Genomic DNA, 23,782 nt, shown 5'->3' with positions numbered 1-23,782 from the left:
CATAAAAAAAGCAACCAACAACAGCAACCTTCCAAAAAAGTTTTTTGGTTAGTTGCTGTAATTGGTTGCTACATTAGTAGTTGCGATTATTTAGTTGTTAAATGGTATTTCCATTTGTTCGGGAGCTTCTATAAAGCATTCATCCGAAATGGAATCATTCTTTCTTCGCCATGCACGGACTCGTCCATATTTGGATACAGTTCGCGTTCCGATCGCCTCCCAGTCAGGATTGTGATGCATAATTTCAGATATTTTGTTAGAATCGCTTTTCTTCAGCTGATCATATTGAGAATATCCAAGAGCCTCATATGCGAGCATTTTTACGCATACATATTTCTCATGAGTGTTGGAAAGGAAGAATTCTATCGATTCCTGATCATTATCTTCAGGAGTAAATCGTTGCTGATACTTAGCCAGTTCAGAATCAAGATGTTTTGGAAGGGTAAGAGAAAAATTGCCGCTTCGGTAGATTTCCATAACTTCTGCCCAGACCTGTAATATATAGTTTCTGGAGTATTCCTCATCAGCAAGAATGTGCACCTCGGCCTTATCTCCATGAGTCTCAATAGGAATGATTCTCCTGTTTCCACTCTTATCCATAGGAAGAATCTCAAGCTTATTTGATGTTCCTCCAAAGACGCACTGCCTCTTAGGATCCTTGGGATGCTTAGAATAAGGCGTTCGATAAGTGTCCTTTTGTCGGCTCAAGAAATTTTTAATATCTTCATCATGCTTTGAGTTAAGCATAGTAAGCATTTCAGCCATTTCAATGAACCAATGGCTTTGAAGCTTTACTACAACCTTTTCATCATCAAGACGCCTTAAATCATCTGAAAACCATTCATCCTTAATTGCAAGGAATCTGAAAAACGTTGATTTGCCAATGCCTTGATCCCCTACAAGACATAAAAATATTTCAAATTTACATCCGGGGGTAAACACTCTGCTAACTGCACCCAGCAAGAAAATCTTCAGGGATTCTGTGACAAGTTCTGTTTTTTCAACACCATAAAAATGAGTCAACATATTTTCCAGACGAGGCTTTCCATCCCATACAAGACTGTTAAGAATATCTCTGATTGGGTGGTATCTGTTTTCGTTAGCAACGACCTGAATAGCTTTTTCGAGTGCATTGTTATAGCTGATTCCGTAATTCTCTTCTATATAAAGAGCGATATATGCCATATCAGTGTCATCCAAAGTATCTTGTTCACGCTTCCAACCAAGATTTCTAACAACATCAATTCTTCCGGTAAATTCATTCAGTCGAATTGCCCCAATAAAAAAAGGATCCTGTTTCAAGATCCTTACTACATTTGCCAAGGTTGCTTTTGGGTTTCCTTTCTCATTTAGTTCAAGAGTCTCTCTAAGACTTTCAACCGGCAATAGTTCTTTACCTACCTCATCTAGCTGCTCTTTGCTGAGCATTGGTAATTTCTCGTTCATATTTGCTAATTATCTCCTCTCTATTTTTGTAAATTTCAAAAATATCATCGTCGTTACCGAAATCAATGACTTCCAGAATATAGCCAACTTGATCAATAAACTTAGCAGCGACAATATATCTCTCATCGATAGTTCCGGCATTCCATTCATCTTCTGTTGGTGCATATTCAAGATTCCAGTAATGGAAGGTTTGAAAGAAATCAGACAGCTTCAATCGAAACTGTCTGATTTCTTCTGCATAACCACGTCTCACTTTATTTTCATGTTCTTTAGCTTTGGCTAGGCGAATTCTTGCATTACGTTCTTTTGCTGATTCTTTCTTTTGAAAATCAACAGCCAAATTAAAATCTTCAGCAATCTTAATTGCAGCATCTATAGTTCTCAGTCCAAACATCTTCGCTACAAAGTCAACTGCATCTCCATCTTCCTGACAGCCAAAACAATGAAATCTTTTATCAAGTTTCAAACTGGGATGTCGGTCATTGTGAAATGGACAACAGACCATTCCGTTATGATTGACATGAACTCCGTAGTACTCAGCCGCCTGCCTGGCTGTTACGTTTTCACGAATAACATCGAAAATTCCCATCAGCGCTCCTCCATATCTTTTCTCTTGTTTTTAGAAATAATATTTTTGGAAGAATTGCTTCTATTAACTTCACTTTTGGTTTGTTGAAGTCTTGCTAAAAGAGATTCTTTTGCTGTTTTTGTGATTTCAGTTTTGTTTTTTGATTTCACATCTGGAGAATTTAAGACGCTTCTGACTCTTTCAAGAAGAACGGCTTTGTTACGAGCAAGCTTATCTATAATCACATCCAAAACTTTTTTTACAAGAGTCTTATGCTCCTGAGAATTCTTTCGTTCAGGTGCTGTAAACCATTTTTGATAAGCACTGATAATCTCTATATCTGATTTGACAGTCTCTTCTTTGACGGTGTCAGTAACGACTTCACATGCCTTTTCATATGCTTTTTCAGCAACATCAGCAGCCAAAGCATCAATATCGGATATTTTTAATAATTGATTCTCAATATAAGCATCATTTGCAGCTATCTCTTCATGCTGCTTGGCTATAATGAAGTCATTTTTTTCCAAATGGGTTTTTCCCTCCAACGGAACTTCCTCAATCGTAATGCCATGCTTTTCAGCAATGTCGATGAATAAAGATCTGATCTTTGCATCAAAAGCCATCTTCCGATTATTGTGTTTGCTTTGTTTTTTAGCAGGATCAGGTCTTTCGAACCCAAGGACTTCAAGTGCTTTATCTTGTTTTGGAAAACTCATTCCGTAGTTATCATCAGCAAAGAAAACATGTCGTTCATGAATGTGAGGTGTTCCTTCATCCATGTGAAGTGCCCAATCTAAAATTTTGATATTTGAGCCATATAACTTTTCAATTTCTTGGATTAGTTCAGCTACAACCTTGGTAAATAAAGCTGGATCTTCATGACCATCTTTCGTGCCAAGCTGATAAATAGTTTCTTCAGGACATGTTTTAGGATCTTTTAGAATAGCCTCTACTTCACGAATTCTTTCAGTGTGTCTGGATTTACGATGTCGCTCATTTTGAGCATCAATGGAATCCAAAAAATTGTTTTCATAGAAAGCCCGTTCAATTTCATCGAAGTTATACTTCCTTTCAGGACGGTTCCCATTTTCATCAGCGATATTAAATCCCTGATAGCAATCCCAGTAGACATTCATAAAACATCTGTCTCTGTCGATGTGATCCGCATTATCCAAGTCAAAGGATCTGTCATTATGCCCGGCTTTAAAAATTCCCTCCTTTCCTTTTCTGCCGTTGTGTCTTGTTGCTCTTACTTTTTTCATTTCTTTCCTTCCTTTCTGCCACGAAAAAAGGAACCGGTTTTATCCGATTCCTTCTTAAATCTAGTGGCTAAAAATAATAATTAGTTGCTTTAGATTTCCGGCGAAGCCGCACCTGTTCTAAGCGAAGCGCGACAGGATATAACCCAATACAATGTGTCGCATGCAACACATCATTGGGCCAAGGTTGCACCTTGGATCTGCCCATGCGCTTCACCCTGGACCCGAGCGGGAGTTTTACCCCTGCACCCCAGCAGGGCTCTGCCCTTGCATCCCGATCGGAGTCTTACTCCAATACCTTGCGTAAGGCTTTGCCTTTACAATCCATCAAAGAGCTGCGCCCTCTGAACACCGCTCTAATTAATTATTCGTATGAAAATGACTAATACCTCATTTTCATAGCAAATTGCATCAACAGGCATTCACTTCGAGAAAAAATTGAATGTTCTGATGCAGATTTGCATCCAAATATGATATTATTTCTTTGTATGAATAAACAGAAAGGATCGCTGAATAGATGGGTGAATATTTACCGGGAAATCTTCAAGAGCGTTTAAGAGAACTTAGAGAAGCAAACGGTTATAAGACCAGAGAAAAACTTGCTGAAGCAATTGGTGTTAATAAGACCACATATAGCAGAATTGAAAATGGCGCTACCAAAACTATCAGCAGCGATATTTTAATAAAACTTGCGGAGCTATATAAAGTGCCGACAGATTACATACTTGGGTTGACCAATACTCCTGAAAACACTGGATATGACATTAAAGAGCTTGGTCTGTCAGTTGATGCTGCCAAAAATTTATATTCAGGAAAAGTCGAGCCAAGAGTTGTAAACGAACTGCTTATCAATGATAAATTTGCAATGGCGACAAAGATGATAGCTACATATTTTTCGGGTGCCATCACACAACTCATTGCTACGCAGAATAAACTTTTGGATTTTTCCTATGATCTTCTGAATGAGTTAACACAAACGGGGAAGGTCCCAAATGATAAAGAAATTCAGCAGACTAAAAAGACATTAAAAGCAGCTAAGTTGCCTGCAGGTAATGTGGAACTTGACAGGATTCAAAGACAGTTGATGGCCTCAATTAGAGAAATAAAAAAGAAATTAGTTGATGAAGTTGCAGAAATAAATAACAACTCTGACATATTGGAATATGAAATTATTGAAAAGGTTAAAAATGAGGCTCTGGCTGTTCCTAACATTACGAACCTTCCTGAAGATGAAAAGATTAAGATATTAAAGGATGCTGTTATTAAAGGTATTCAGATAGATAAAAATATAAGTGATGAAAAGATGGCAACAATAGAACCGCTGATTGAGCAATCAGTTTCTATGATGGCAAAATTATGGAATGAAAAATGACAAACATTAATGAAGTCGATAGTCGCAATCGAAAGCTTTGTGAACTTGCAAAACAAAATGACCTTTTTGCGCAGACAGAGATACTGCTTGCAAATGAAGGACTTATAAAGGGGCTTGCACAGAGTCTGGCAGTTGCCCATGATATTGATATAAATCATTATGCCGGAATTGAGATGGATGATCTGCTTCAGGAAGGCAGGTTTGCTCTACTCGAAGCTGCTAAGAGTTATGATCTGAATTCCCAGACTAAGTTTTCAACATATGCTTACACAGTTGCCGGCAATGCTATGCGCGACTTGTGTAGAAAGGGTGATTCATCTTTTGAAAGGCAACTTGTTAATCATGGTATTGTTCAGGTATTTCTAAATGATAATCCTGTTGATGAGGATGGTGTTCCAGAAGCAGAAAAGATTTCTGATGGAAGAATACATGACCCGGTAGGTGATGAAGCAGTGCTTCGTGTCATGCTCCAAAAGATGCGAAACCGCCTTGAACTACTACCGGCTCGTGAACGCAGACTTCTTATGTACCGCTACGGTATAGAGTCTCTTGAATATAAGACAATCGAAGAAACAGCAGCTTTTTTCCATCTGACAGAGAAATATTTGCAGATTATAGAAGCAAGGGCGCTTGGAGTTTTACGTGATGGGATGAATGATGGAAAGATAGTCTAAATATAAAAATGAAAGGACGTTATGTTATGTCTAATGAAGTAAATAGTGCTGACATCTTACTTTACGAAGATGCTGATACCAAAGAGTTTGTCAGTGTTATTTTCAATGAAGATAATTTTTGGTTATCTCAGCTAGGAATGTCTGAGTTATTTGGTTGTACTCCAGAAAATGTTATTCAGCACCTTAATAATATCTATGAAGAAGAGGAATTGGTTAAGGAGGCAACTACTAAGAAATTCTTAGTAGTTCGAAAAGAAGGAAATAGAAATGTTCGTCGAAACATCGATCATTATAACCTAGATGCTATAATCGCTGTTGGTTATCGTGTAAATTCAAAGAAGGCAACCAGGTTTCGTCAATGGGCTACTAAAACATTAAAGGAATACATTACAAAAGGTTTTGTAATTAATGATGATATGATGAAAAATGGTCGGGCATTTGGGAAAGACTATTTCGATGAATTATTGGAAAGAATTCGCGAGATTAGAGCCAGTGAACGCCGAGCATATCAGAAAATTGCGGATGTATTTGAGCAATGTAGTTATGATTATGATAAAAACAGTGAGACCACAAGAGCCTTTTATTCCTTCGTACAGAATAAACTTCACTATGCAGTAACTGGAAAAACTGCTGCTGAATTGATAAGTGAGAGAGCTTCTCTTGATAGCCCTACCATGGGTCTAACAACTTGGAAGGGTGCTCCTGATGGAAAAATATTAAAAAGTGATATTATAGTAGCTAAAAACTATTTGAATGAAAAAGAAATTTCCAGATTGAACAGATTGGTTACTATGTTTATTGACTATGCAGAATTGATGGCTGAAGACGAAGTGCTAATGAGCATGAAGGATTGGCTTGATGAAACAGATATTTTTCTAAAGAATAATAGGCGGGAAGTACTTTCCGGAAAAGGAACGGTGTCTCATGAAGCAGCAGTCAAAAAGGTCAGCAAGATATATGAGGAATTTCGTAAAAAACAGGACGAAGAATATATATCAGAATTCGATCGAGAAATGGAAAAATATTATTCTGGTCGAAGTGAACCATAAAGCTTAACAAAATACTACTTAGAGAGTACTTGATGGAATGAACAGGCTTATTCAGAAAGCTGGATATGGAGATGTCCTTAACATTATGGAAGAAATCTCAGCAATATGAGAGTATTTGAAGGATTGGAATAATAATGATAATTAAAGAATATGAAGAAAGCTATCGTGATGATCTTATATTTATGATACTTTCTGCAAAGGATGCTCTTGGGAGAAAACCCGGGATAAACGAAGATCTTTTACATATAAAAGAGAATTATTTTAATAAGGGGGGCAATTTTTGGATAGCGATAGATGATTCTGACAGGGTAATAGGCTCAATAGGTTACTCTATCATTGAAGGCACCACAGAGGCTTTTATACATAGATTATTCATAAAACCCTCATTAAAAAGACAGGGATTAGGGACAAAGCTATTGCTAAAAGCTGAGGAAGAGTTAAAATTTAAAGGGATTACAATCGCTAAAGTTCATCTGGGAGAGCCGGAAGAACAGTGGTTTGAGTCGTATAACTTTTATCCAAAACATGGGTACGTGTTTTGCGGAGACCGACTTATGATGAAGGATATATAAAGTTGATTATCAAAATATTAAAGAAGGGGATATGAATACGTGCTAAAAGGAGATGTTGAGAGATGACAGATGTTTATGAAAAATGCCCTAATATTGAAACAGATAAGGTTTTATTAAGACCGGCCTGCAAAGAAGATTCAGTACAACTATTAAAAATTTACAGTGACAAGAATGCATTGCCATTTTTTAATAGTGATAATTGTCATGGTGATAATTTCTATTATCCTACAAAAGAAAGGATGGATTCAGCAATTGATTTTTGGCTAGACTCATATCAGAAGAAGTGGTTTGTAAGATGGGTAATCGTGGAAAAAATCTCTTCAAACATTATCGGATCTGTAGAATTGTTCCACAGATGTGCAGATGATGATTTTAATGGAGTTGGCGTATTAAGAATTGATCTTGGCAGTGACTATGAGAAATCATCTCTCATTAAAAATGTCCTTGATGCAATTGTGCCACCAGCATATGAAATGTTTGAATGTGAAGAAATAATATCAAAAGTTCCAATCTATGCTGTCGAAAGAATCGAAGCTTTCTCAGATTATGGATTCAGAAAATCCGAAAAATTCTTAGTTGGAACAATAGACCACTATGCATATAAAGATTATTGGACAATTCATAATTGATTTATTGTATAATGGGTGTACCTTATAGAAAAAGCAATTGATAGCAAGTTTCCGGCTTCTTGTTCGGGTGAGTGAGTAACTGAGTGAGTTTTCAAAATGGTGGTATGGAAAGGCGCTTCCTTTCTACATTTTTTGAGTGAGCTTTCTTCTCCTAAGCGGAAGGCCGTGGGTTCGAATCCCATCTCGAACATGATTGGAAGGAGTCTATGAAATAGGCTCCTTTTTTTATTAGGAAATATAACACTTTGTCCACACAAAATTCGCAACTTTGGGGTAAAATACCTTTGTATGGAGAATTGTATATTGTATAATAAAATGTAAATAACACAATTCTAGGAAAAGGGGGAAAATATATTAGAGGAGGACGGTAGTGTATGGCAGATTTAAGCTTAACTAAAGAGCAACAGGATACTCTTGGAGAAATTGCGAACATCAGCATGGGTTCGTCTGCAACATCTCTGAGCGCATTATTAAATAATTTAAAGGTAGATATTACAACACCTAAAATTGAGTTAATTCGTAAAAGCGAATCACTTGATGATTATCACAATGTTTGCGTGTTGGTACATATAAATTATATTAAAGGATTAACAGGAAGTAACGTATTAATCCTAAAGGAAAATGATGTAAAAATAATCGCTGATCTTATGATGGGTGGCGATGGTACAAATACAAGTGGTGAAATTGGCGAGCTTCAGCTTTCAGCTGTTTCAGAAGCTATGAACCAGATGATGGGAAGTGCAGCAAGCTCGATGTCACAGCTACTTAATAGAGTAGTAGATATCTCACCACCAAAAACAGACAATATTGACGTAGAAAGCGTAAAAATATTCGAGAGATTATTTGAATCACCTGAAATAGATTTTGTCAAAATAACATTTAATTTAAAAATAGGAACGATAATAGATTCAGTTATGGTACAGCTGTATCCTATTTCGTTTGCACATGATATGGTATCTCTATTTGAAAAAAATGATTAACTAGGGGGCACAATGGACGAGAACACAAAGAAAATTCAAACAGAAATAGCCAAGGATAAGATTCAGATTATTCTATCCAGCATAGCACTTGCTGTGTTAATTATCATGGAGTTTTATATCATGATAAATTTCAAAAGCAATTTTATGGCGATGGCGGTAGGAATACTTCTGATGATAGTTGCTTTGTTTTTCCTTATAAGTGCCATGTTAGATATATCTCTCAAGCAAAAAAACATGGAGCAGGAAAAGTATGAGGAAATTTACAATGCGCAAAAGGCATCGTATCTCGTCATAAAGAAAAGCTTTGATGAAATGGATCAAAGACTTCGAACAATCGAGGAAAACAGTGCTTTACCTGCTGAAGATATTATTAATGCACAAAAGGCCGTAGCTAAGGTTACTATTTCACGAAGCAAGGAAAATACGGATGCGTTGATGAACTCAAATGATGAGTTGATCAATCAGCTGGTAAATATCCAGGAAAAGCTTGAAAACAGTAATAGTCAGATTCTTGAAAAACAGCAAACTTTATTAAAAGAAACAAATCTTGATATACAGCAAAAGATAGCAGCGCTTACATCGCAAATATCTAATATTGAAGGAAAAATCCAAAATGGAATTCCAGTAATGGCTCAGCCTATGCAAATGCAAATGACACCACCTCCAGTGATGCCAGTAATGCCTGAACCACCTGTGGTTGCTGAACCAGTAGTAGAACCAGAGCCAGTTATGGAAGATATCCCTGATTTAGAGGATATTCCAGTAATGGAAGAGCCAGTAGCTGAGGAAGCTCCTGCAGAGGAGATAACTAATGTAGAAGACATTCAGATTCCAGAAGAAGTAGTAGAACCTGCAATGGAAGAAACTCCTGCTGAAGAAATACCAACAGAAGAACCAATTGAGGACATAGGTCTTGACTTAGACGCTGTAATCGAAGAAGAATCTACAGAAGAACCAGCTGAAGACCTTGGTCTTGATTTAGATGCTATAGTAGAAGAACCTTCAGTGGAAGAGAAAATTCCAGTAGAGGAATTGCCAGAAGCTGAAGAACCAGTTGATGATATAGGTCTTGACTTAGATACAGTGGTGGAAGAAGAGCCGGTTGACGACTTAGGTCTTGACTTAGACGCCGTTGTAGAAGAAGCTCCAGTGGAAGAAGTAATCCCAGAGGAGCCAGTAGCAGAGGAAGCTCCAGTGGAAGAAGTAGTACCAGAGGAGCCAGTAGCAGAGGAAGCTCCAGTAGATGACATAGGTGCAAACTTGGATGCTTTGTTAGAAGAGGTTGGAGATATTCCAGAAGAGGAACCAGAGCCGGAACCTGAACCGGAGCCAGAGCCTGAGCCAGAACCAGAAGATGATTCTATAGTTATCCCAGATGTAGGGATAGATTTAACAGATCCTAACAGGGTAATGAGTCCAGAAGAAATAGAAAAGCTATTTGCAAATATATAAAATTAAGATACCTGTCTCAAATCAGAGGCAGGTATTGTTATTTATATAATCAATAATCGATAAAGGATGACCGTGTTGGAATTTTCAGATAACTGTAGTAAAAAAAGTTGTTAAAAAACGTAAAAAAATGAAAAAAAGACTTGCAAAATAATCATTCAGGCTATATACTTATATTCGTTGCTGAGGCAATAACAAATGAATGAGCGCGATTAGCTCAGCTGGCAGAGCACCTGACTCTTAATCAGGGTGTCCAGGGTTCGAACCCCTGATCGCGCATTTGACCATCGAAGTTTCTTCGGTGGTTTTTTTATATCTAAAAATATTTAAAATAAAAGCCTTGATTGTAATAATCAAGGCTTTACTATTATCTACTTGTAATGAGCTTACAAATTGGATTTCCTTTACTAGAAAACTTCTCTTCGTATTCAGTCATAATATTGCCGGCGTTCATAGTCTCATCATTATGTAAATCGTAAGTTACAGCATCAAGTTTCCATAAAGGATGATTGTCTATTTCTTCTACAGAAAAATCAAATAGGTCTCTGTTGTCTGTTTTAAACTCAATGTGACCTTCCTTAGAAAGAATTGAATTATATCTGTTTAAGAAAGTAGAAGATGTAAGGCGACGCTTTGCGTGTCTGTCCTTTGGCCAAGGATCACTGAAGTTGAGATAGATTCTATCTACTTCACGGCAAGCAAAGATATCAAGTATCTCAGCAGCATCAAAACAGATGAAACGAAGATTAGGAATTTCTTCATCCTGCACCTTCTGAACAGCTCTAAGTAAAACAGAAGTATATCTTTCAATACCTATATAGTTGATATCAGGGTTCTCTTTTGCAAGAGTAGTAATAAACTGTCCTTTACCCATTCCGATTTCAATATGAATAGGATTGTCATTGCCAAATACTTCTTTTTTATATGAGCCCTTGAGCTTTGTAGGGTTCTGAATGCAATAAGGACTATTTGCAACAACCTCATCAGCTCCTGGGATATTTCTTAATCTCATAATAACCTCCAAAAATAAAATCAAAATGGATTATAACATAAAAATCGTAAGATTAGTATTGCAACAGACTAAATAGAGAAGTTATACTAAATAGTCGTAAAGGAAAAAGAGTATGAATATAAAAAGAAAACTTGCAAAGGCATTAGCCTTTATTTTTATTGCTAACAGCATATTTTCAATGAAATCAATCCAGGCTGAGGCTGCAGATTATTGGCCTAGTGGAGTTGATGTAGTGGCGGAATCAGCCATTGTAATGGAAGAGGAAACAGGAACAATCCTATATTCTAAGAATATGGATGATGTGCATTATCCTGCCAGTATCACAAAAATAATGACAGCCCTTATCGTCTTGGAAAATTGTGATTTGGACGAGACGGTTACATTCTCTGCAGAAGCAGTTTATGGTACAGAGCTTGGTTCGTCCAGTATTGCCAGAGATGTTGGAGAAGAAATGACGGTTGAGCAGACACTCTATGGAATGATGCTAGAGTCAGCAAATGAGTGCGCTTATGCATTAGGTGAGCATGTGGCCGGAGATATGGATAGCTTTGTTGATATGATGAATGCAAAGGCTAAAGAGCTTGGCTGTAAGAATACACACTTCAACAACTCCAACGGTCTTCCTGATGAAGAGCATTATACAAGTGCTTATGATATGGCCTTGATTTCAAGAGCAGCATACAAGATTCCAAAGTTTGCAGAAATAGTTGGAACAAAGAACTACACAATTCCAGCCACAAATAAACATTCAGATCCAACGCCACTTAATAACCACCATCAAATGCTTCATTACTACAAGACAAATCAGTATTTGTATGAGTATTGCTTAGGTGGTAAAACAGGATATACAGTAGTAGCAGGAGCAACACTTGTTACATATGCCAAGAAAGATGGTATGACCCTTGTGTGCGTTGTAATGAAAGATACAACCACAGACGAATACACTGATACAACAAACCTGTTTGAGTACTGCTTTGATAATTTCAGCAAATATGCAGTAGCGGATTTTGCTTCAATATCAGAGGATGATGTTAATGTAACTGGTGTCCTTAGTGAAAACAGTGAATTAATAAAAGTAGACGAAGACGGAATAATTGTTATTCCAAAGACAGCCAGTATATTAGATGTAACCTCAACTGTAGTTCCATATTCTGATGAGGAAGATTCATCAGTAATAGGACAGTTACAATATTCATATGCAGATAAGTCTGTAGGATATGCAAATCTGATATTTACAAACGCAGATACAACTGGTAGTTATCCATTCGATAACATTCCAGTAGAAGATGGTGGAAGTGGTAAAGAGTATATACAAGTTGATTATCCAAAAATTGGGTTAGTAATCCTTATAGTTCTTGCGGTTATTTGTTTGATTATGTTTATAAGAAGTAAATCAAGTGAGATACTTTTATTCAGACATCGATACATGAGCAGACATCAAAAACCACAAAAGACAAACATGACTATTATTAGAGATAATGGTAAGAAAAGAAAAAGACGTAGATAAACGACAAGAAATGTCCTGATTCTTCGTAATAACGACAAAGTATAATAAAAACGACAGCCTATATTTGCTAGACTGTCGTTTTGTATTTTTGTAGACATCAAAATTATTTTCACGTTTGTAAAAACTATTTATCTATTTATCAGACTATTTACCAGAATTTCTAATTGATGTTTGTTGTTAGTGAACAATATGATTCCATTTGAAGAGTTAATCATGGTAATTACCTTGTCTGCAAATGTATCTGATTCTGAAAGAAGCTGGAATAGATAATCCCTATATTTTTCATCAGCTTTTAAGAATAATGTTTCGTAATTCTCAAAAGGAGCAAGTTCACAATGAGACTTTGTCATAAGAAAAGCGATTTCCTTATCTTGACCAAGCTGCTCCTCAGTCTTATTAATGATGAAATAGCCTCGATCATCCTTTGGCATACCAAGAGCTTTCACTGCACGTTGAACCTGCTTTGTTAGACTGTCACTTGCAGGGTAGAGTGACTGAAAGTAGCTCATGAAATCAGAGGCACTTTTGAAATGTTCATTTGTACCTCGTTCTAGCACCTCTGTCATTAGTATCTTCCTAATTACCTTCTCACATTCTTTACGAGAAGGATTTTTTCTAAGTGTGATTTTTTCTTCAGACATAAATTCCTCCAAAAAGACAAAAATAATAGCTATATTTGTATTATAAGACAAAATAACGACAAAAAGAAGACAGTATCAGAAATATTAATGTAATATAGATTAGTTGACACCTCAATAATAGAATGTGATAATGAAGAAAATAACCTCGTAAAGCAAGCAGGAGTGGAAAAAATGGAAAACTTATTTTCAAGAGATGAAAAGAAGCAGTATCAGCTGGAGCAGATTAATGATTTAGTTGAGGCTAACGGCGGATTAATTAAAACAAGTGAAATTGAAGCCCTGGGAGTAGACTATCGTCGCGTGCTTAAGTTCGTAGAAGAGGGATATTTAATCAGAGTAAAAAGCGGATACTACACTACAAAGTATTTTGAATGCAGTGAAGAGCAGTGGATTTATAAGCTGTTTGGAGAAGACGGAATCCTTACAATTGAATCAGCGCTTTGGGTGTATGGTTATCTTAAGGATAGGCCATACAAGTGGAGTATTGCGATTAATAAAAACACAAGTAAATCTAGATTCCATATTGATTATCCAATAGTGGAGCCATACTATACAGAGCCAGAAGTTTTGGAGCTTGGTGTGACAGAGACTGATTTTGCAGGTGGTCGTATGAAAATCTACACCAAAGAAAGATTAATCTGCGATGTACTGAAATATCAAGAAAAGATAGATAGGGAAATATTCAAAACAGGAGTATTAGCCTACATCATGGATGAGAAAAAAGATGTGGCTAAGCTGATGGAATACGCTAAGGAACGAAAGGTCCTTAAAAAAGTTCAGAATATGATAGGTGTGTGGTTGTAATGATTAACAAGGGCAATATAAAGGAAAAGTCGGAACAACTGAATATTCCTTTTAAAAATCTGCTTTCAGCAGCGGTATGTGAAATTGTAATTGAGCTACTTGCCAATGGAAAATACTGCAATGAGCTATATCTATGTAATTCGGCGGAATTCAAGTCAGATGTCTATAGAGATCTTTGCATTAGCAATATCTACTACGAGTATGTAAGAGACCTTGATGACAAAATGGCAATCCTTTACATGCGAGATATACTAAAAGAAATAATGGCTAAGGGTGCTTTAGAGGGTATGGTGGTAAACGGTTCTGTAGGTGAAACCGGAATCAGTTTAAAAATAACCATTGATGATATGTACATTCCGATAAATCTATATTTCAAAAAGCACGGGGCAAGCCATGAACCAGAAAAAATCACTTTGGAACTGATTGCATACGGAAATAGAAAAGTAGATGTGCTTATCAATCCAAAAGAGGAAGAATTGTCAAAGCATCTGCTTGAGATAATAGATAAACTAGAGCTTATAAATAACATGGATCATTATTATGATGCATATGAAATCCTTACATCCAATCCTGTTAATGGACGAAAGGTGAAGGACAGATTAACTGAGCTTGTAAAAGAAAAAGGAATAGTCGTCGATGACACAAGACTTAATATGCTGAAAAGCTACGGTGATTACACCTACATGAAAAGAAAATGGAAGGTTGAGCTGAGGCAAAAAAAGAAGTCCGAGCCACAGTGGTCGGACGTTAATAATTGCCTAATTAATTTCTTAAGCCCAATCTGGGACGCCATGGAAAAGAACATGGTCTTCCTTGGAGATTGGATGCCACAGCTTAAGCGATTCCTTGATTAAGGATTAGCAAACAAAGTTGTGTTTTAAAATGGAGAAAACAGCATAGTAATAAGACTTTCTGTCGTTTACTTTGTAAAACTGCTGCTCCATGGAAATAGAGGAAATGCTCTTAATAGTTTCCGTATCCACAAGATTGGTATAGCATCTAGCCTGAATGTAACTCTTGGTAGTTTTTTTGAAAAAGATACTTTTGAAAAGAGGGCCGATGCAACGCTTGTGATAAACACCACAGATGGTATCTAAAAATTCACCATCAAACTTAAAAGATGTGATGTCGTAATTATATGAATGGTCATAGAGATAAGCTGCAATGCGTGGATCCATAAATGGAGTGTCCACTGACATGAAAAATGCTCTATCTCCTGAAATCATTGTAAGGCAGGAAAGAATGGCGCCTACAGGGCCGGCGTTTCGATAGATGTCAGGAATTTCCTGAGCATCAAGGCCCAAATGAGTAAGGTCACCACGTTCATTTACTGAAAGGTAAATCTTATCAAAAAATGGACTGAATTTATCGTAGATATATTCAACCATAGTTTTATCTTCAAAAGGTAAAAGTGCTTTCTTTGTACCCATGCGGGAACTATCGCCACCGCAAAGGATAACTAAAGTCCTATTCATAACATCCTCCTTGCTTTGATAAAATCCATTATATTGATTCTTTGTAGAAAATAAAAGCTAGAAAATGAGTTTAGAAAAAATATTAGAAGATTATTCAAAATCGAATATGTATCCATTCCACATGCCAGGCCATAAGAGAATGCTTGATGGACCATACAAAATTGATATGACTGAAGTTGATGGAGTGGACGATTTACATGACCCAGAGGGGGTTATAGCTGAGGAGCAAGGAAGGTTAGCCAGAATTTATGGAGCTGATAAAAGCTTTATTTTAGTAGGCGGCTCCACGGTAGGAAACCTTGCTGCGATATATAGCTGTTGTTGTGAAAATGATTTAATTCTTATCCAGAGAAATTCTCATAAAAGTGTTTACAATGGAGCAATCCTAAGACACTTGAAGGTTGGATACATTAATTCCAAGGCAGATGAAAATGGAATATATAGGGCAGCAACTTTAGAAGAGATTAAATCTGCAGTAGAAAAGTACGGTCAGCCTAAAGCAATTTTACTGACAAGCCCTACATATGAGGGATATCATTGCAAGCTGGAAGATATTTCAAAATATTGTCACGCCAAAGGCATAATACTGATAGTTGATCAGGCTCACGGAGCACATCTAGGATTCAATGATGAATTCAAAGAATCTGCAGTAGGAAAAGCAGATATCACTATCCAAAGTCTCCATAAAACTTTACCGGCTCTTACACAGACAGCGGTAATGCATGTGAGTGGAAATAGAGTAGATAGCCGAAAGATAGCTGCAGCTCTTGATATTTTCGAGACTAGTTCACCAAGCTATGTGCTGATGAATTCCATTAGTCACTGTATGGCCATTATTGAACAATCTGAGAATATGTTCCGGGATTATGTGGATAACCTACAGGATTTCTACAAGATTAGTGGACAATTAAAACACCTTAAATTAGTCGTAGAAGACGAAGAAACAAAAGACCCGGGAAAGCTAGTGATAATCACAAAGCACACAAATATCTCCGGGGTGGAGCTCGCAAGAATCCTTAGGGAAAAATACGAAATAGAAACAGAGCTTTCAAGCTTTTCATACCTGCTTGCCATGACAAGCATTATGGATTCAAGGGAAGGTTTTGAAAGATTAAAAAAGGCATTGCTTGAAATTGACGAAGGACTAGAGAATGGCAACGTAGATGTGCCAATGGTCTGGATTGATAGCAAAAAAATAATGGAGCCTTGGGAAGCCAAGAAAGGCGAAGGTCGACAGGTCAACCTGGCGCAGGCTACAGGACTTGTATGTCAGGATGAGATTTGCTTGTATCCACCGGGGGCACCTATTGTGGTACCGGGGGAGGTCATTTCAGAGAAAGCAATCAAACTTATCTGCCAGGCGAAAGAAAGTGGAATACACGTAACAGGAATAAATAATGACTGTATCTACGTTGTCAATTAGCCTTGGCTGAATTATACTTTAGATACAAAAGAAAAAAGAGGACAAAATGGGAAGTATTTATTGCATAATGGGCAAAAGCTCATCGGGAAAAGATACAATATTTAAGCTTTTGCTAGACAAAGGGGATTTAGATTTAAAGCGAATTGTTTCATATACAACCAGACCAATCAGAAGTAATGAGAAGCCGGGTGATGAATACAATTTCGTTTCCATCGAAGAAAAGGACAAATTAGTTGAGGCGGGAAAGGTAATCGAAATTCGTAAATACGATACTGTTCACGGCCCATGGTTTTATTTCACCGTAGATGATGGCCAGATTGATTTATCGAAAAATGATTATCTTATCATTGGTACAGTTGAAAGCTTTGTAAAGATTCGTGATTATTACGGAAAAGACGCTGTTTTGCCGATATATATAGAGGTAGATGATGGAGTTCGTCTTTCGAGAGCACTTGAGAGAGAACGAAGTCAGGAACACCCAAAGTACGAGGAAATGTGCAGACGATTCTTGGCTGACCAGCAGGATTTCTCCCAAGAGAATCTGGATGCAGCGCAGGTTTCTAATGTCTTCAAAAACGATGATGACAGCAGAATCACTTGCGATAGAATCGCCGCCTTTATAAAAGATAGAAGGGGTTAGCATGGATATTAGAGTAAATGATGTGAGCCAAGTTCAACCTACAGACCAGGCAAAATCCACAGCACCTGTAGATGACACATTCAAATTTACACTTGCAGCAGCCGTAGATGATGCTGAGCTTCAGGAAAAGCTCACAAATCTTTTAAACGACATAACCACTCAGGGAAAGCTTTTGTCTGAGCATATGGATATCCGTGACATGAAGCGATATCGCGGATTGGTCAAGGATTTCCTTAACGAGGTTGTAAATCGAAGCCACAAGTTTTCGCGAGAAAACTTTTTAGACAGACGTGGTCGCCATAGAGTTTATGGTATGATAAAGCTTGTAGATGAGCATATGGATGAGTTGGCAACAGCCCTCGTTCAGGATGAAAAAGACCACATTGATATATTAAATAGAGTAGATGAAATCAGGGGATTGCTCCTTGATATAATCACCTAGATTAGGAGAATTTTGTTAGATGAGCTTTGCGCAGATAGTAGGGCAGGAAGAGGCAAAGAGCCTATTAAGAAATGCAGTTAAAACAGGAAATCATAGCCATGCCTATATTTTCAGCGGTGAAAAAGGCTCAGGAAAGATGATGCTTGCAGAGGCATTTGCGGCAATGCTTCAGTGTGAAAATCCATCTGAAGATGATGCTTGTATGGAATGTCATTCCTGCAAACAGGCATTATCAAGAAACAATCCTGATATTATTTACGTTAGAAGAGAAGATGGCAAGAATAACATCAGCGTAGATGTAGTACGTGAGCAGATTGTAAATGATGTTGATATCAAGCCATACAGCAGCAAATATAAAATCTATATCGTAGATGAAGCAGAGAGAATGAATCCTCAGGCACAGAATGCCATTCTTAAGACCATTGAGGAACCACCAGAATACGCGATTATCATTCTGCTTACAGCAAATCATAATGCATTTCTTCAGACAATCTTGTCTAGATGCGTTCTTATCCAAATGAAATCCGTTGATACAGAAAGCATAAAGCGGATATTGCAGACTCAGTACGAGACTGTTGATTATCAGTCTCAGATGGTGGCAAGCTTTGCCCAGGGAAATGTGGGAAAAGCCATTGCACTTGCTACAGATGTAACTTTCAATGATGTTAAAAATCGTGTTGTCGCCCTATGCAAAAAAGCAAGCAAAATGGATGAGCAGCAGATAGCTGACGAAGTGAAATCCATCAAAGAGGACAACGATAGAGATAAAAAGGAAGATTCCGATAATGAGAAATTTCAGCCATTTATCGAGCAATTGCTAGATTTAATAACTCTTTGGTATCGAGATGTGCTATTATATAAATCGACATCGAGGGATGATTTACTGCTATTTTCAGAGGATGCCTTCGATATTCACGACCAGGCACAGAGCCTGTCATACCATGGCCTAAACGAGATTTTCGATGCAATCTCAGAAACTAGAGCCAGACTAAATGCAAATGTCAATTTTGAATTGACCATTATGCTTCTTATACAGAGGATGAGAAATCCTGAAAACTAAAGGAGACACTAGATGATAAAGGTTATTGGAGTACGCTTCAGAGGAGGCGGAAAAGTATATTATTTTGATCCAAACGGCATAGAGCTTAAGCGTGAGGATCAGGTTATTGTTGAAACAGTTCGCGGTGTTGAAATCGGAACAGTTTTACTTGTAGACAAGGAGATTTCGGACGATGAGGTTCCAGGACCTATCAAGAAAATCATCCGCAAGGCTACAGAAGAAGATGCTAAAAAGGCTATCAAGAACATAGAAAAAGAAAAAGAGGCCATGCGAATTTGCGAGGAGAAAATCGCAAAGCGTGAGCTTGAAATGAAGTTAGTTGGTGCCGAGTACACATTCGACAACAACAAGCTTATTTTCTATTTCACAGCAGATGGACGTATCGATTTCAGAGAGCTTGTAAAGGATCTTGCAGCAGTGTTCCATACACGTATCGAGCTCCGTCAGATTGGTGTTCGTGACGAGACAAAGCTTATGGGCGGTATCGGAATCTGCGGTAGAGAGCTTTGCTGTAAAAGCTGGCTGGGAGATTTTGTTCCAGTATCAATCAAGATGGCAAAGGAGCAAAACCTTTCACTTAACCCTACAAAGATCTCCGGACTTTGCGGCAGACTTATGTGCTGCCTAAAGAACGAGCAGGAGACATACGAATACCTTAACAGCCGCCTTCCAGGAATCAATGATTCAGTTACAACTCCTGAAGGAATCAAAGGTACAGTTCAGTCAGTAAACGTTCTTCGCCAGACTGTTCGCGTTCTTTTTGAAGATGGCGATTTAAAAGAGGTAAAGGATTATCCTACATCAGTACTTAAGTTCAAGCCTCGTAAGAAAAAGGTACAGGTTTCTAAGGAAGAGGCAAAGGAACTTGCCGACCTGGAGGATAATTAATGAATAATCTGTTGCAGGAAGACGAGCGACTAGATGATTTACAAATAAATGGATATCAAATAATTCAGCATCCTGACAAATTCTGTTTTGGCATGGATGCTGTCTTGCTATCGGGCTTTGCTAGCGTAAAAGAAGGAGAGAAGGTTCTTGATTTGGGAACGGGCACAGGAATTCTGCCTATTCTTCTTGAAGCAAAGACAGAGGGAAAGCATTTTACTGGATTAGAAATTCAGCCTGAGAGTGCAGATATGGCACGCCGATCAGTAATGTTTAATCATCTGGAAGAGAAAATTGATATAATAGAAGGTGACATCAAAAGTGCTAGTGAAATCTTCGGAAAAGCATCCATGGATGTGGTCACTAGCAATCCACCATACATGACAAATCATCATGGATTGAAGAATCCAAATGACGCCAAGGCCATAGCTCGCCACGAGCTGCTTTGCACATTGGATGATGTGGTGAGAGAGACTGCAGCTGTTTTAAGGCAGCGAGGCAGATGTTACTTTGTACATAGACCATCACGCATTGTTGAAATCTTTGAAGCCATGCGAAAGTACAAGCTTGAGCCAAAGAGGATGCGCTTGGTTTACCCATACGTGGACAAGGAACCAAATATGGTTCTGATAGAAGGCGTGCGAGGTGGCGGAGCCCAGCTTACAGTGGAATCACCACTGATTGTATACAAGGAGCCAGGCCAGTACACAGATGAAATCTATGAAATATACGGATTAGATAAATAATTATCTTCCAATAGGAGATTATAAATGTCACAGACAGGAACAGTATATTTAGTTGCAACTCCAATAGGAAACCTTGAGGATATGACTTTTCGAGCAGTCAGGATTCTTAAAGAGGTGGATTTGATTGCAGCAGAAGATACAAGAAATTCAATAAAGCTATTAAATCATTTTGAAATAGACACACCTATGACCAGCTACCACGAGTTCAATAAAGTGGAGAAGGCCATCACTTTAATAGAAAAATTAAAAGAAGGTCAGAATATTGCGGTAATCACAGACGCAGGTACACCTGGCATATCAGACCCAGGAGAAGAGCTTGTTAGGATGTGTTATGACGAGGGAATCGAGGTCACATCGGTCCCAGGTCCTGCTGCATGTATTACAGCTGTTACCATGTCTGGCCAGGCCTGTAGACGATTCGCTTTTGAGGCATTTCTTCCAAAAGACAAAAAAGAACGTCGTAGAGTTTTAGAAGAGACCAAAAATGAGACAAGAACTGTCATTATTTACGAAGCACCACATCATTTGATAAGCACATTAAAAGAGCTTGCAGAGGTGCTTGGTGAGGACAGAGGAATCACACTTTGTAGAGAGCTTACAAAGAAACACGAAGAAAAAGAAAAGACCACAATCGGTGGCGCTTTAAAATCTTACGAGACGAAAGAGCCTAGAGGAGAGTACGTTCTTGTTATAGCTGGCAAATCTAAAGCAGAGGTTTTAGAAGAGGCAAGAGCGGCATTTGAAGACATGACCATTGAAGAGCACATGGATATGTACTTAAGCCAGGGCATGGATAAAAAGGAAGCCATGAAGGCAGTGGCAAAAGATAGAGGAGTCAGCAAGCGAGATATTTACAACGCTTTGCTATAGGAGATAGGAGAATATAATGCATTTCATCGTGGATTTGTTTACAAATAAGATTTTTTTAGCACCTGCAGCAGGATGGTTTGTTGCTCAGATTATTAAAATCATTATCGATACTGTAAAATCAGGTTTTTGCAAGGAGAGATTATACGGCGGAGGGGGAATGCCAAGCTCTCATTCAGCTACAGTTACAGCGCTTATGATTGTTACTGGAGCAATCTACGGGGCTTCCTCATTTGAATTTGTAATGGCATTATTCTTTGGAATCGTTGTTATTTATGATGCAAGAGGAGTCCGATTTGAAACACAGCGCCAAGGTAAGGCATTAAACAATCTTAATGAAGAGCGTAAGGAAGAAGGCAAGCAGCCACTTGATATTAATAGATTCAAAGAAAAGATGGGCCATACCGTTCCAGAAATCGCTGTTGGTATGCTCATTGGAATCATATGTGCTGTAGTTGTTTTACACCTTAACATATAGATTTAAAGAAGGGGGGAAGCGTTTTGGATAAAATTGAAGAGCTGAAAAATATGATAGAAGAATCATCGAAAATCGTATTTTTCGGAGGCGCGGGAGTATCCACAGAAAGTGGAATTCCAGATTTCAGAAGCAAAGACGGCTTGTACAATCAGCATGATGTCAGATTCGACATGTACCAGCCAGAATATTTACTTAGCCACAGCTGCCTGATGAGGGAGCCAAAGGTTTATTTCGAATTTCATCGTCAAAAGATGGATACGCGAAATATCGAGCCAAACAATGCTCATAAATATCTGGCAAAGCTGGAAGAAATGGGTAAGCTCACAGGCGTGGTTACTCAAAATATCGACGGCCTACACCAGAAGGCTGGCAGTAAGAAAGTCTATGAAATCCACGGCAGTGCACTTCGAAACTATTGCATGAACTGTGGAACCAGCTATCCGGTAGATTTCATTTTCGATTCAGAGGATGAGATTCCAAAGTGCGATTATTGCGGCGGAACAGTCAGGGCTGATATCACTCTCTACGAAGAGGGATTGCCTGAGGACGCAGTAGAAGGCGCAATCAAAGCCATTTCAGAAGCAGATATGATGATTATTGGCGGTACATCACTTACGGTGTATCCGGCAGCATCATTTGTTAATTACTTCAGAGGTAAGTACCTGGTAATAATTAATCAGACAGATTTGTCAGTTCGCAGAGCAGAGAACACACTGGTGATTACCGACAGAATCGGACAGGTGTTTACAGAATTGGCTAAGCTTCAGGGAATAGAATTATAAATCCCTGAAATAATACAAAAAATACAATAAAAATTCAGTTAAGCCTTGAAAAACGCACAGCTTCATGCTATTATCTTAATTCGTGGTATAAAACATTTATATCCTTGCTAGGCTAGCATTGCTAGTTTGGCCAATAGACCAAAAGGAGGTAGAAAGCATGAACAAGTATGAATTAGCACTCGTTGTTAATGCGAAGATCGAAGACGATGCAAGAACTGCCACAGTTGAAAAGGCAAAGGAGTATATCACTCGCTTTGGTGGACAGATCTCAGACGTCGATGATTGGGGCAAGAAGAGACTTGCTTATGACATTCAGAAGATGAATGAAGGATACTATTACTTCATCCACTTCGATGCTGAGCCAGGCGTACCTGCTCAGATCGAGGAGAATGTTCGCATCATGGACAACGTACTTCGATTCTTATGCGTTAAAGCTGACGAGGCTTAATAGTATAAGATAAGGAGATTAATTATGAATAAAGTTATTCTTATGGGACGTCTCACAAGAGACCCAGAAGTTCGTTACGGTGGAGCAAACAACAGCGCTGTTGCAAGATTTTCATTAGCAGTTGATCGTAGATTTAAGCGCGATGGAGATGAGCAGACAGCTGATTTCATTAACTGTGTTGCATTTGGCAAGACAGGTGAGTTCCTTGAGAAGTATGCTCGCAAGGGCACAAAGTTCGTAGTTGAAGGTCGTATTCAGACAGGCAGCTACACAAACAAGGACGGCCAGAAGGTTTACACTACCGATGTTGTATGTGAGAATGTTGAGTTCGCAGAGAGCAAGAATTCTCAGGGCGGCGGAAACAGCAGCTTCGACGGTGGCGCAGGTTTCGCACCAAGCTCAGATGCAGGCGACGGCTTCATGAATATCCCTGATGGAATTGACGAGGAATTACCGTTCAACTAAGTCAAGGCAACGAAAGCTTTGACTAACATCTATAGGAGGTTAAATCATGGCTTTTAATAAGACAGGCGATGGTCAGCAGAGAAGAAGACCAATGCATAGAAGAAAGAAA

The 23,782-nt window shown here is 38.2% G+C and carries 27 protein-coding genes and 1 tRNA gene; 22 read left to right on the top strand and 6 right to left on the bottom strand.

Annotated features, from left to right (window positions below):
• Positions 1-90: 90 nt before the first annotated feature.
• Genes E7274_RS10020 through E7274_RS10010 form a run of 3 tightly spaced genes read right to left on the bottom strand, consistent with a single transcriptional unit; the run spans position 91 to position 3,276 of the window.
• On the bottom strand, positions 91-1,446 hold the full coding sequence (locus E7274_RS10020; protein WP_304175673.1) for a virulence-associated E family protein: 1,356 nt from the start codon (positions 1,444-1,446) through the stop codon (positions 91-93).
• A complete protein-coding gene (locus E7274_RS10015) occupies positions 1,403-2,035 on the bottom strand; it encodes a CHC2 zinc finger domain-containing protein (protein ID WP_304175671.1) in 633 nt (210 codons plus the stop codon). The genes E7274_RS10020 and E7274_RS10015 overlap by 44 nt, the downstream gene beginning before the upstream one ends.
• The gene (locus E7274_RS10010) at positions 2,035-3,276 is read right to left on the bottom strand and encodes a serine/arginine repetitive matrix protein 2 (protein ID WP_304175669.1); all 1,242 of its coding nucleotides are present in this window, start codon (positions 3,274-3,276) and stop codon (positions 2,035-2,037) included. Before E7274_RS10010 ends, E7274_RS10015 begins: the two co-directional genes overlap by 1 nt.
• A gap of 514 nt (positions 3,277-3,790) precedes the next feature.
• Here E7274_RS10010 and E7274_RS10005 point away from each other — a divergent pair.
• From E7274_RS10005 to E7274_RS09970, 8 genes are all read left to right on the top strand, one after another.
• A complete protein-coding gene (locus tag E7274_RS10005; protein ID WP_304175667.1) occupies positions 3,791-4,645 on the top strand; it encodes a helix-turn-helix domain-containing protein in 855 nt (284 codons plus the stop codon).
• Complete coding sequence (locus E7274_RS10000; RefSeq protein ID WP_304175665.1) at positions 4,642-5,319, top strand: sigma-70 family RNA polymerase sigma factor; 678 nt, start codon at positions 4,642-4,644, stop codon at positions 5,317-5,319. The genes E7274_RS10005 and E7274_RS10000 overlap by 4 nt, the downstream gene beginning before the upstream one ends.
• A gap of 26 nt (positions 5,320-5,345) precedes the next feature.
• A complete protein-coding gene (locus E7274_RS09995) occupies positions 5,346-6,368 on the top strand; it encodes a virulence RhuM family protein (protein WP_304175664.1) in 1,023 nt (340 codons plus the stop codon).
• 134 nt (positions 6,369-6,502) lie between these two features.
• Positions 6,503-6,940 (top strand): GNAT family N-acetyltransferase, encoded by a 438-nt coding sequence (locus E7274_RS09990; protein WP_304175662.1) that lies wholly within the window; start codon positions 6,503-6,505, stop codon positions 6,938-6,940.
• Between the two features lie 62 nt (positions 6,941-7,002).
• Complete coding sequence (locus E7274_RS09985; protein ID WP_304175660.1) at positions 7,003-7,569, top strand: GNAT family N-acetyltransferase; 567 nt, start codon at positions 7,003-7,005, stop codon at positions 7,567-7,569.
• A 374-nt stretch (positions 7,570-7,943) separates the two neighbouring features.
• Positions 7,944-8,549 carry a flagellar motor switch phosphatase FliY gene (gene fliY, locus E7274_RS09980; protein ID WP_304175658.1) on the top strand — a complete coding sequence of 202 codons (606 nt, stop codon included), beginning with the start codon at positions 7,944-7,946 and terminating at the stop codon, positions 8,547-8,549.
• A gap of 12 nt (positions 8,550-8,561) precedes the next feature.
• Entirely contained in the window at positions 8,562-10,001 is a 1,440-nt protein-coding gene (locus E7274_RS09975) for a hypothetical protein (RefSeq protein ID WP_304175656.1), read from the top strand.
• A gap of 203 nt (positions 10,002-10,204) precedes the next feature.
• Positions 10,205-10,277 (top strand) — tRNA-Lys (locus E7274_RS09970).
• Positions 10,278-10,365: 88 nt separating this feature from the next.
• Here E7274_RS09970 and trmB read toward each other — a convergent pair.
• Positions 10,366-11,010, bottom strand: coding sequence for a tRNA (guanosine(46)-N7)-methyltransferase TrmB (gene trmB, locus E7274_RS09965; protein WP_304175654.1), 645 nt, complete (start codon positions 11,008-11,010; stop codon positions 10,366-10,368).
• Between the two features lie 112 nt (positions 11,011-11,122).
• On the opposite strand from trmB, the gene E7274_RS09960 reads away from it, so the two are divergent.
• Complete coding sequence (locus E7274_RS09960; RefSeq protein WP_304175652.1) at positions 11,123-12,517, top strand: D-alanyl-D-alanine carboxypeptidase family protein; 1,395 nt, start codon at positions 11,123-11,125, stop codon at positions 12,515-12,517.
• A gap of 128 nt (positions 12,518-12,645) precedes the next feature.
• On the opposite strand, the gene E7274_RS09955 is transcribed toward E7274_RS09960, so the two are convergent.
• Positions 12,646-13,158: a hypothetical protein gene (locus E7274_RS09955; RefSeq protein WP_304175650.1), complete on the bottom strand. Its 513-nt coding sequence runs from the start codon at positions 13,156-13,158 to the stop codon at positions 12,646-12,648.
• Positions 13,159-13,329: 171 nt separating this feature from the next.
• Between E7274_RS09955 and E7274_RS09950 the strand changes: the two genes are divergently transcribed.
• Together E7274_RS09950 and E7274_RS09945 are read left to right on the top strand one after the other, a co-directional pair.
• A complete protein-coding gene (locus E7274_RS09950) occupies positions 13,330-13,962 on the top strand; it encodes a type IV toxin-antitoxin system AbiEi family antitoxin domain-containing protein (protein ID WP_052169752.1) in 633 nt (210 codons plus the stop codon).
• Entirely contained in the window at positions 13,962-14,816 is an 855-nt protein-coding gene (locus tag E7274_RS09945; RefSeq protein ID WP_304175648.1) for a hypothetical protein, read from the top strand. The genes E7274_RS09950 and E7274_RS09945 overlap by 1 nt, the downstream gene beginning before the upstream one ends.
• 3 nt (positions 14,817-14,819) lie before the next feature.
• Here the strand turns inward: E7274_RS09945 and mobA are convergent, their stop codons facing one another.
• Positions 14,820-15,437: a molybdenum cofactor guanylyltransferase gene (gene mobA, locus E7274_RS09940; RefSeq protein WP_044939227.1), complete on the bottom strand. Its 618-nt coding sequence runs from the start codon at positions 15,435-15,437 to the stop codon at positions 14,820-14,822.
• Between the two features lie 64 nt (positions 15,438-15,501).
• On the opposite strand from mobA, the gene E7274_RS09935 reads away from it, so the two are divergent.
• The 11 genes from E7274_RS09935 (at position 15,502) to E7274_RS09885 (ending at position 23,673) form a co-directional block, all read left to right on the top strand.
• Entirely contained in the window at positions 15,502-16,860 is a 1,359-nt protein-coding gene (locus tag E7274_RS09935) for an aminotransferase class I/II-fold pyridoxal phosphate-dependent enzyme (RefSeq protein WP_304175646.1), read from the top strand.
• A gap of 46 nt (positions 16,861-16,906) precedes the next feature.
• Positions 16,907-17,500 carry a guanylate kinase gene (locus E7274_RS09930; protein WP_033152488.1) on the top strand — a complete coding sequence of 198 codons (594 nt, stop codon included), beginning with the start codon at positions 16,907-16,909 and terminating at the stop codon, positions 17,498-17,500.
• A 1-nt stretch (position 17,501) separates the two neighbouring features.
• Positions 17,502-17,942, top strand: coding sequence for a YaaR family protein (locus tag E7274_RS09925; protein ID WP_033152486.1), 441 nt, complete (start codon positions 17,502-17,504; stop codon positions 17,940-17,942).
• A 19-nt stretch (positions 17,943-17,961) separates the two neighbouring features.
• Entirely contained in the window at positions 17,962-19,002 is a 1,041-nt protein-coding gene (holB, locus tag E7274_RS09920; protein WP_304175643.1) for a DNA polymerase III subunit delta', read from the top strand.
• A 12-nt stretch (positions 19,003-19,014) separates the two neighbouring features.
• A complete protein-coding gene (locus E7274_RS09915) occupies positions 19,015-19,890 on the top strand; it encodes a PSP1 domain-containing protein (protein ID WP_044939214.1) in 876 nt (291 codons plus the stop codon).
• A complete protein-coding gene (locus E7274_RS09910) occupies positions 19,890-20,633 on the top strand; it encodes a tRNA1(Val) (adenine(37)-N6)-methyltransferase (protein ID WP_304175642.1) in 744 nt (247 codons plus the stop codon). The genes E7274_RS09915 and E7274_RS09910 overlap by 1 nt, the downstream gene beginning before the upstream one ends.
• A 24-nt stretch (positions 20,634-20,657) precedes the next feature.
• Entirely contained in the window at positions 20,658-21,503 is an 846-nt protein-coding gene (gene rsmI, locus E7274_RS09905) for a 16S rRNA (cytidine(1402)-2'-O)-methyltransferase (RefSeq protein ID WP_304175640.1), read from the top strand.
• Positions 21,504-21,519: 16 nt separating this feature from the next.
• Positions 21,520-21,978 carry a divergent PAP2 family protein gene (locus E7274_RS09900; protein WP_304175638.1) on the top strand — a complete coding sequence of 153 codons (459 nt, stop codon included), beginning with the start codon at positions 21,520-21,522 and terminating at the stop codon, positions 21,976-21,978.
• A 23-nt stretch (positions 21,979-22,001) separates the two neighbouring features.
• Entirely contained in the window at positions 22,002-22,760 is a 759-nt protein-coding gene (locus E7274_RS09895; protein ID WP_304175636.1) for an NAD-dependent protein deacylase, read from the top strand.
• 157 nt (positions 22,761-22,917) lie between these two features.
• On the top strand, positions 22,918-23,208 hold the full coding sequence (gene rpsF, locus E7274_RS09890) for a 30S ribosomal protein S6 (protein ID WP_033152473.1): 291 nt from the start codon (positions 22,918-22,920) through the stop codon (positions 23,206-23,208).
• A gap of 24 nt (positions 23,209-23,232) precedes the next feature.
• On the top strand, positions 23,233-23,673 hold the full coding sequence (locus tag E7274_RS09885; protein ID WP_033152471.1) for a single-stranded DNA-binding protein: 441 nt from the start codon (positions 23,233-23,235) through the stop codon (positions 23,671-23,673).
• Positions 23,674-23,782 lie beyond the last annotated feature (109 nt).

The sequence above is a fragment of the Pseudobutyrivibrio ruminis genome (genome assembly GCF_015057245.1).
Lineage (GTDB): Bacteria > Bacillota > Clostridia > Lachnospirales > Lachnospiraceae > Pseudobutyrivibrio > Pseudobutyrivibrio ruminis_E.
This window is presented reverse-complemented; position numbering and strand designations above follow the sequence as displayed.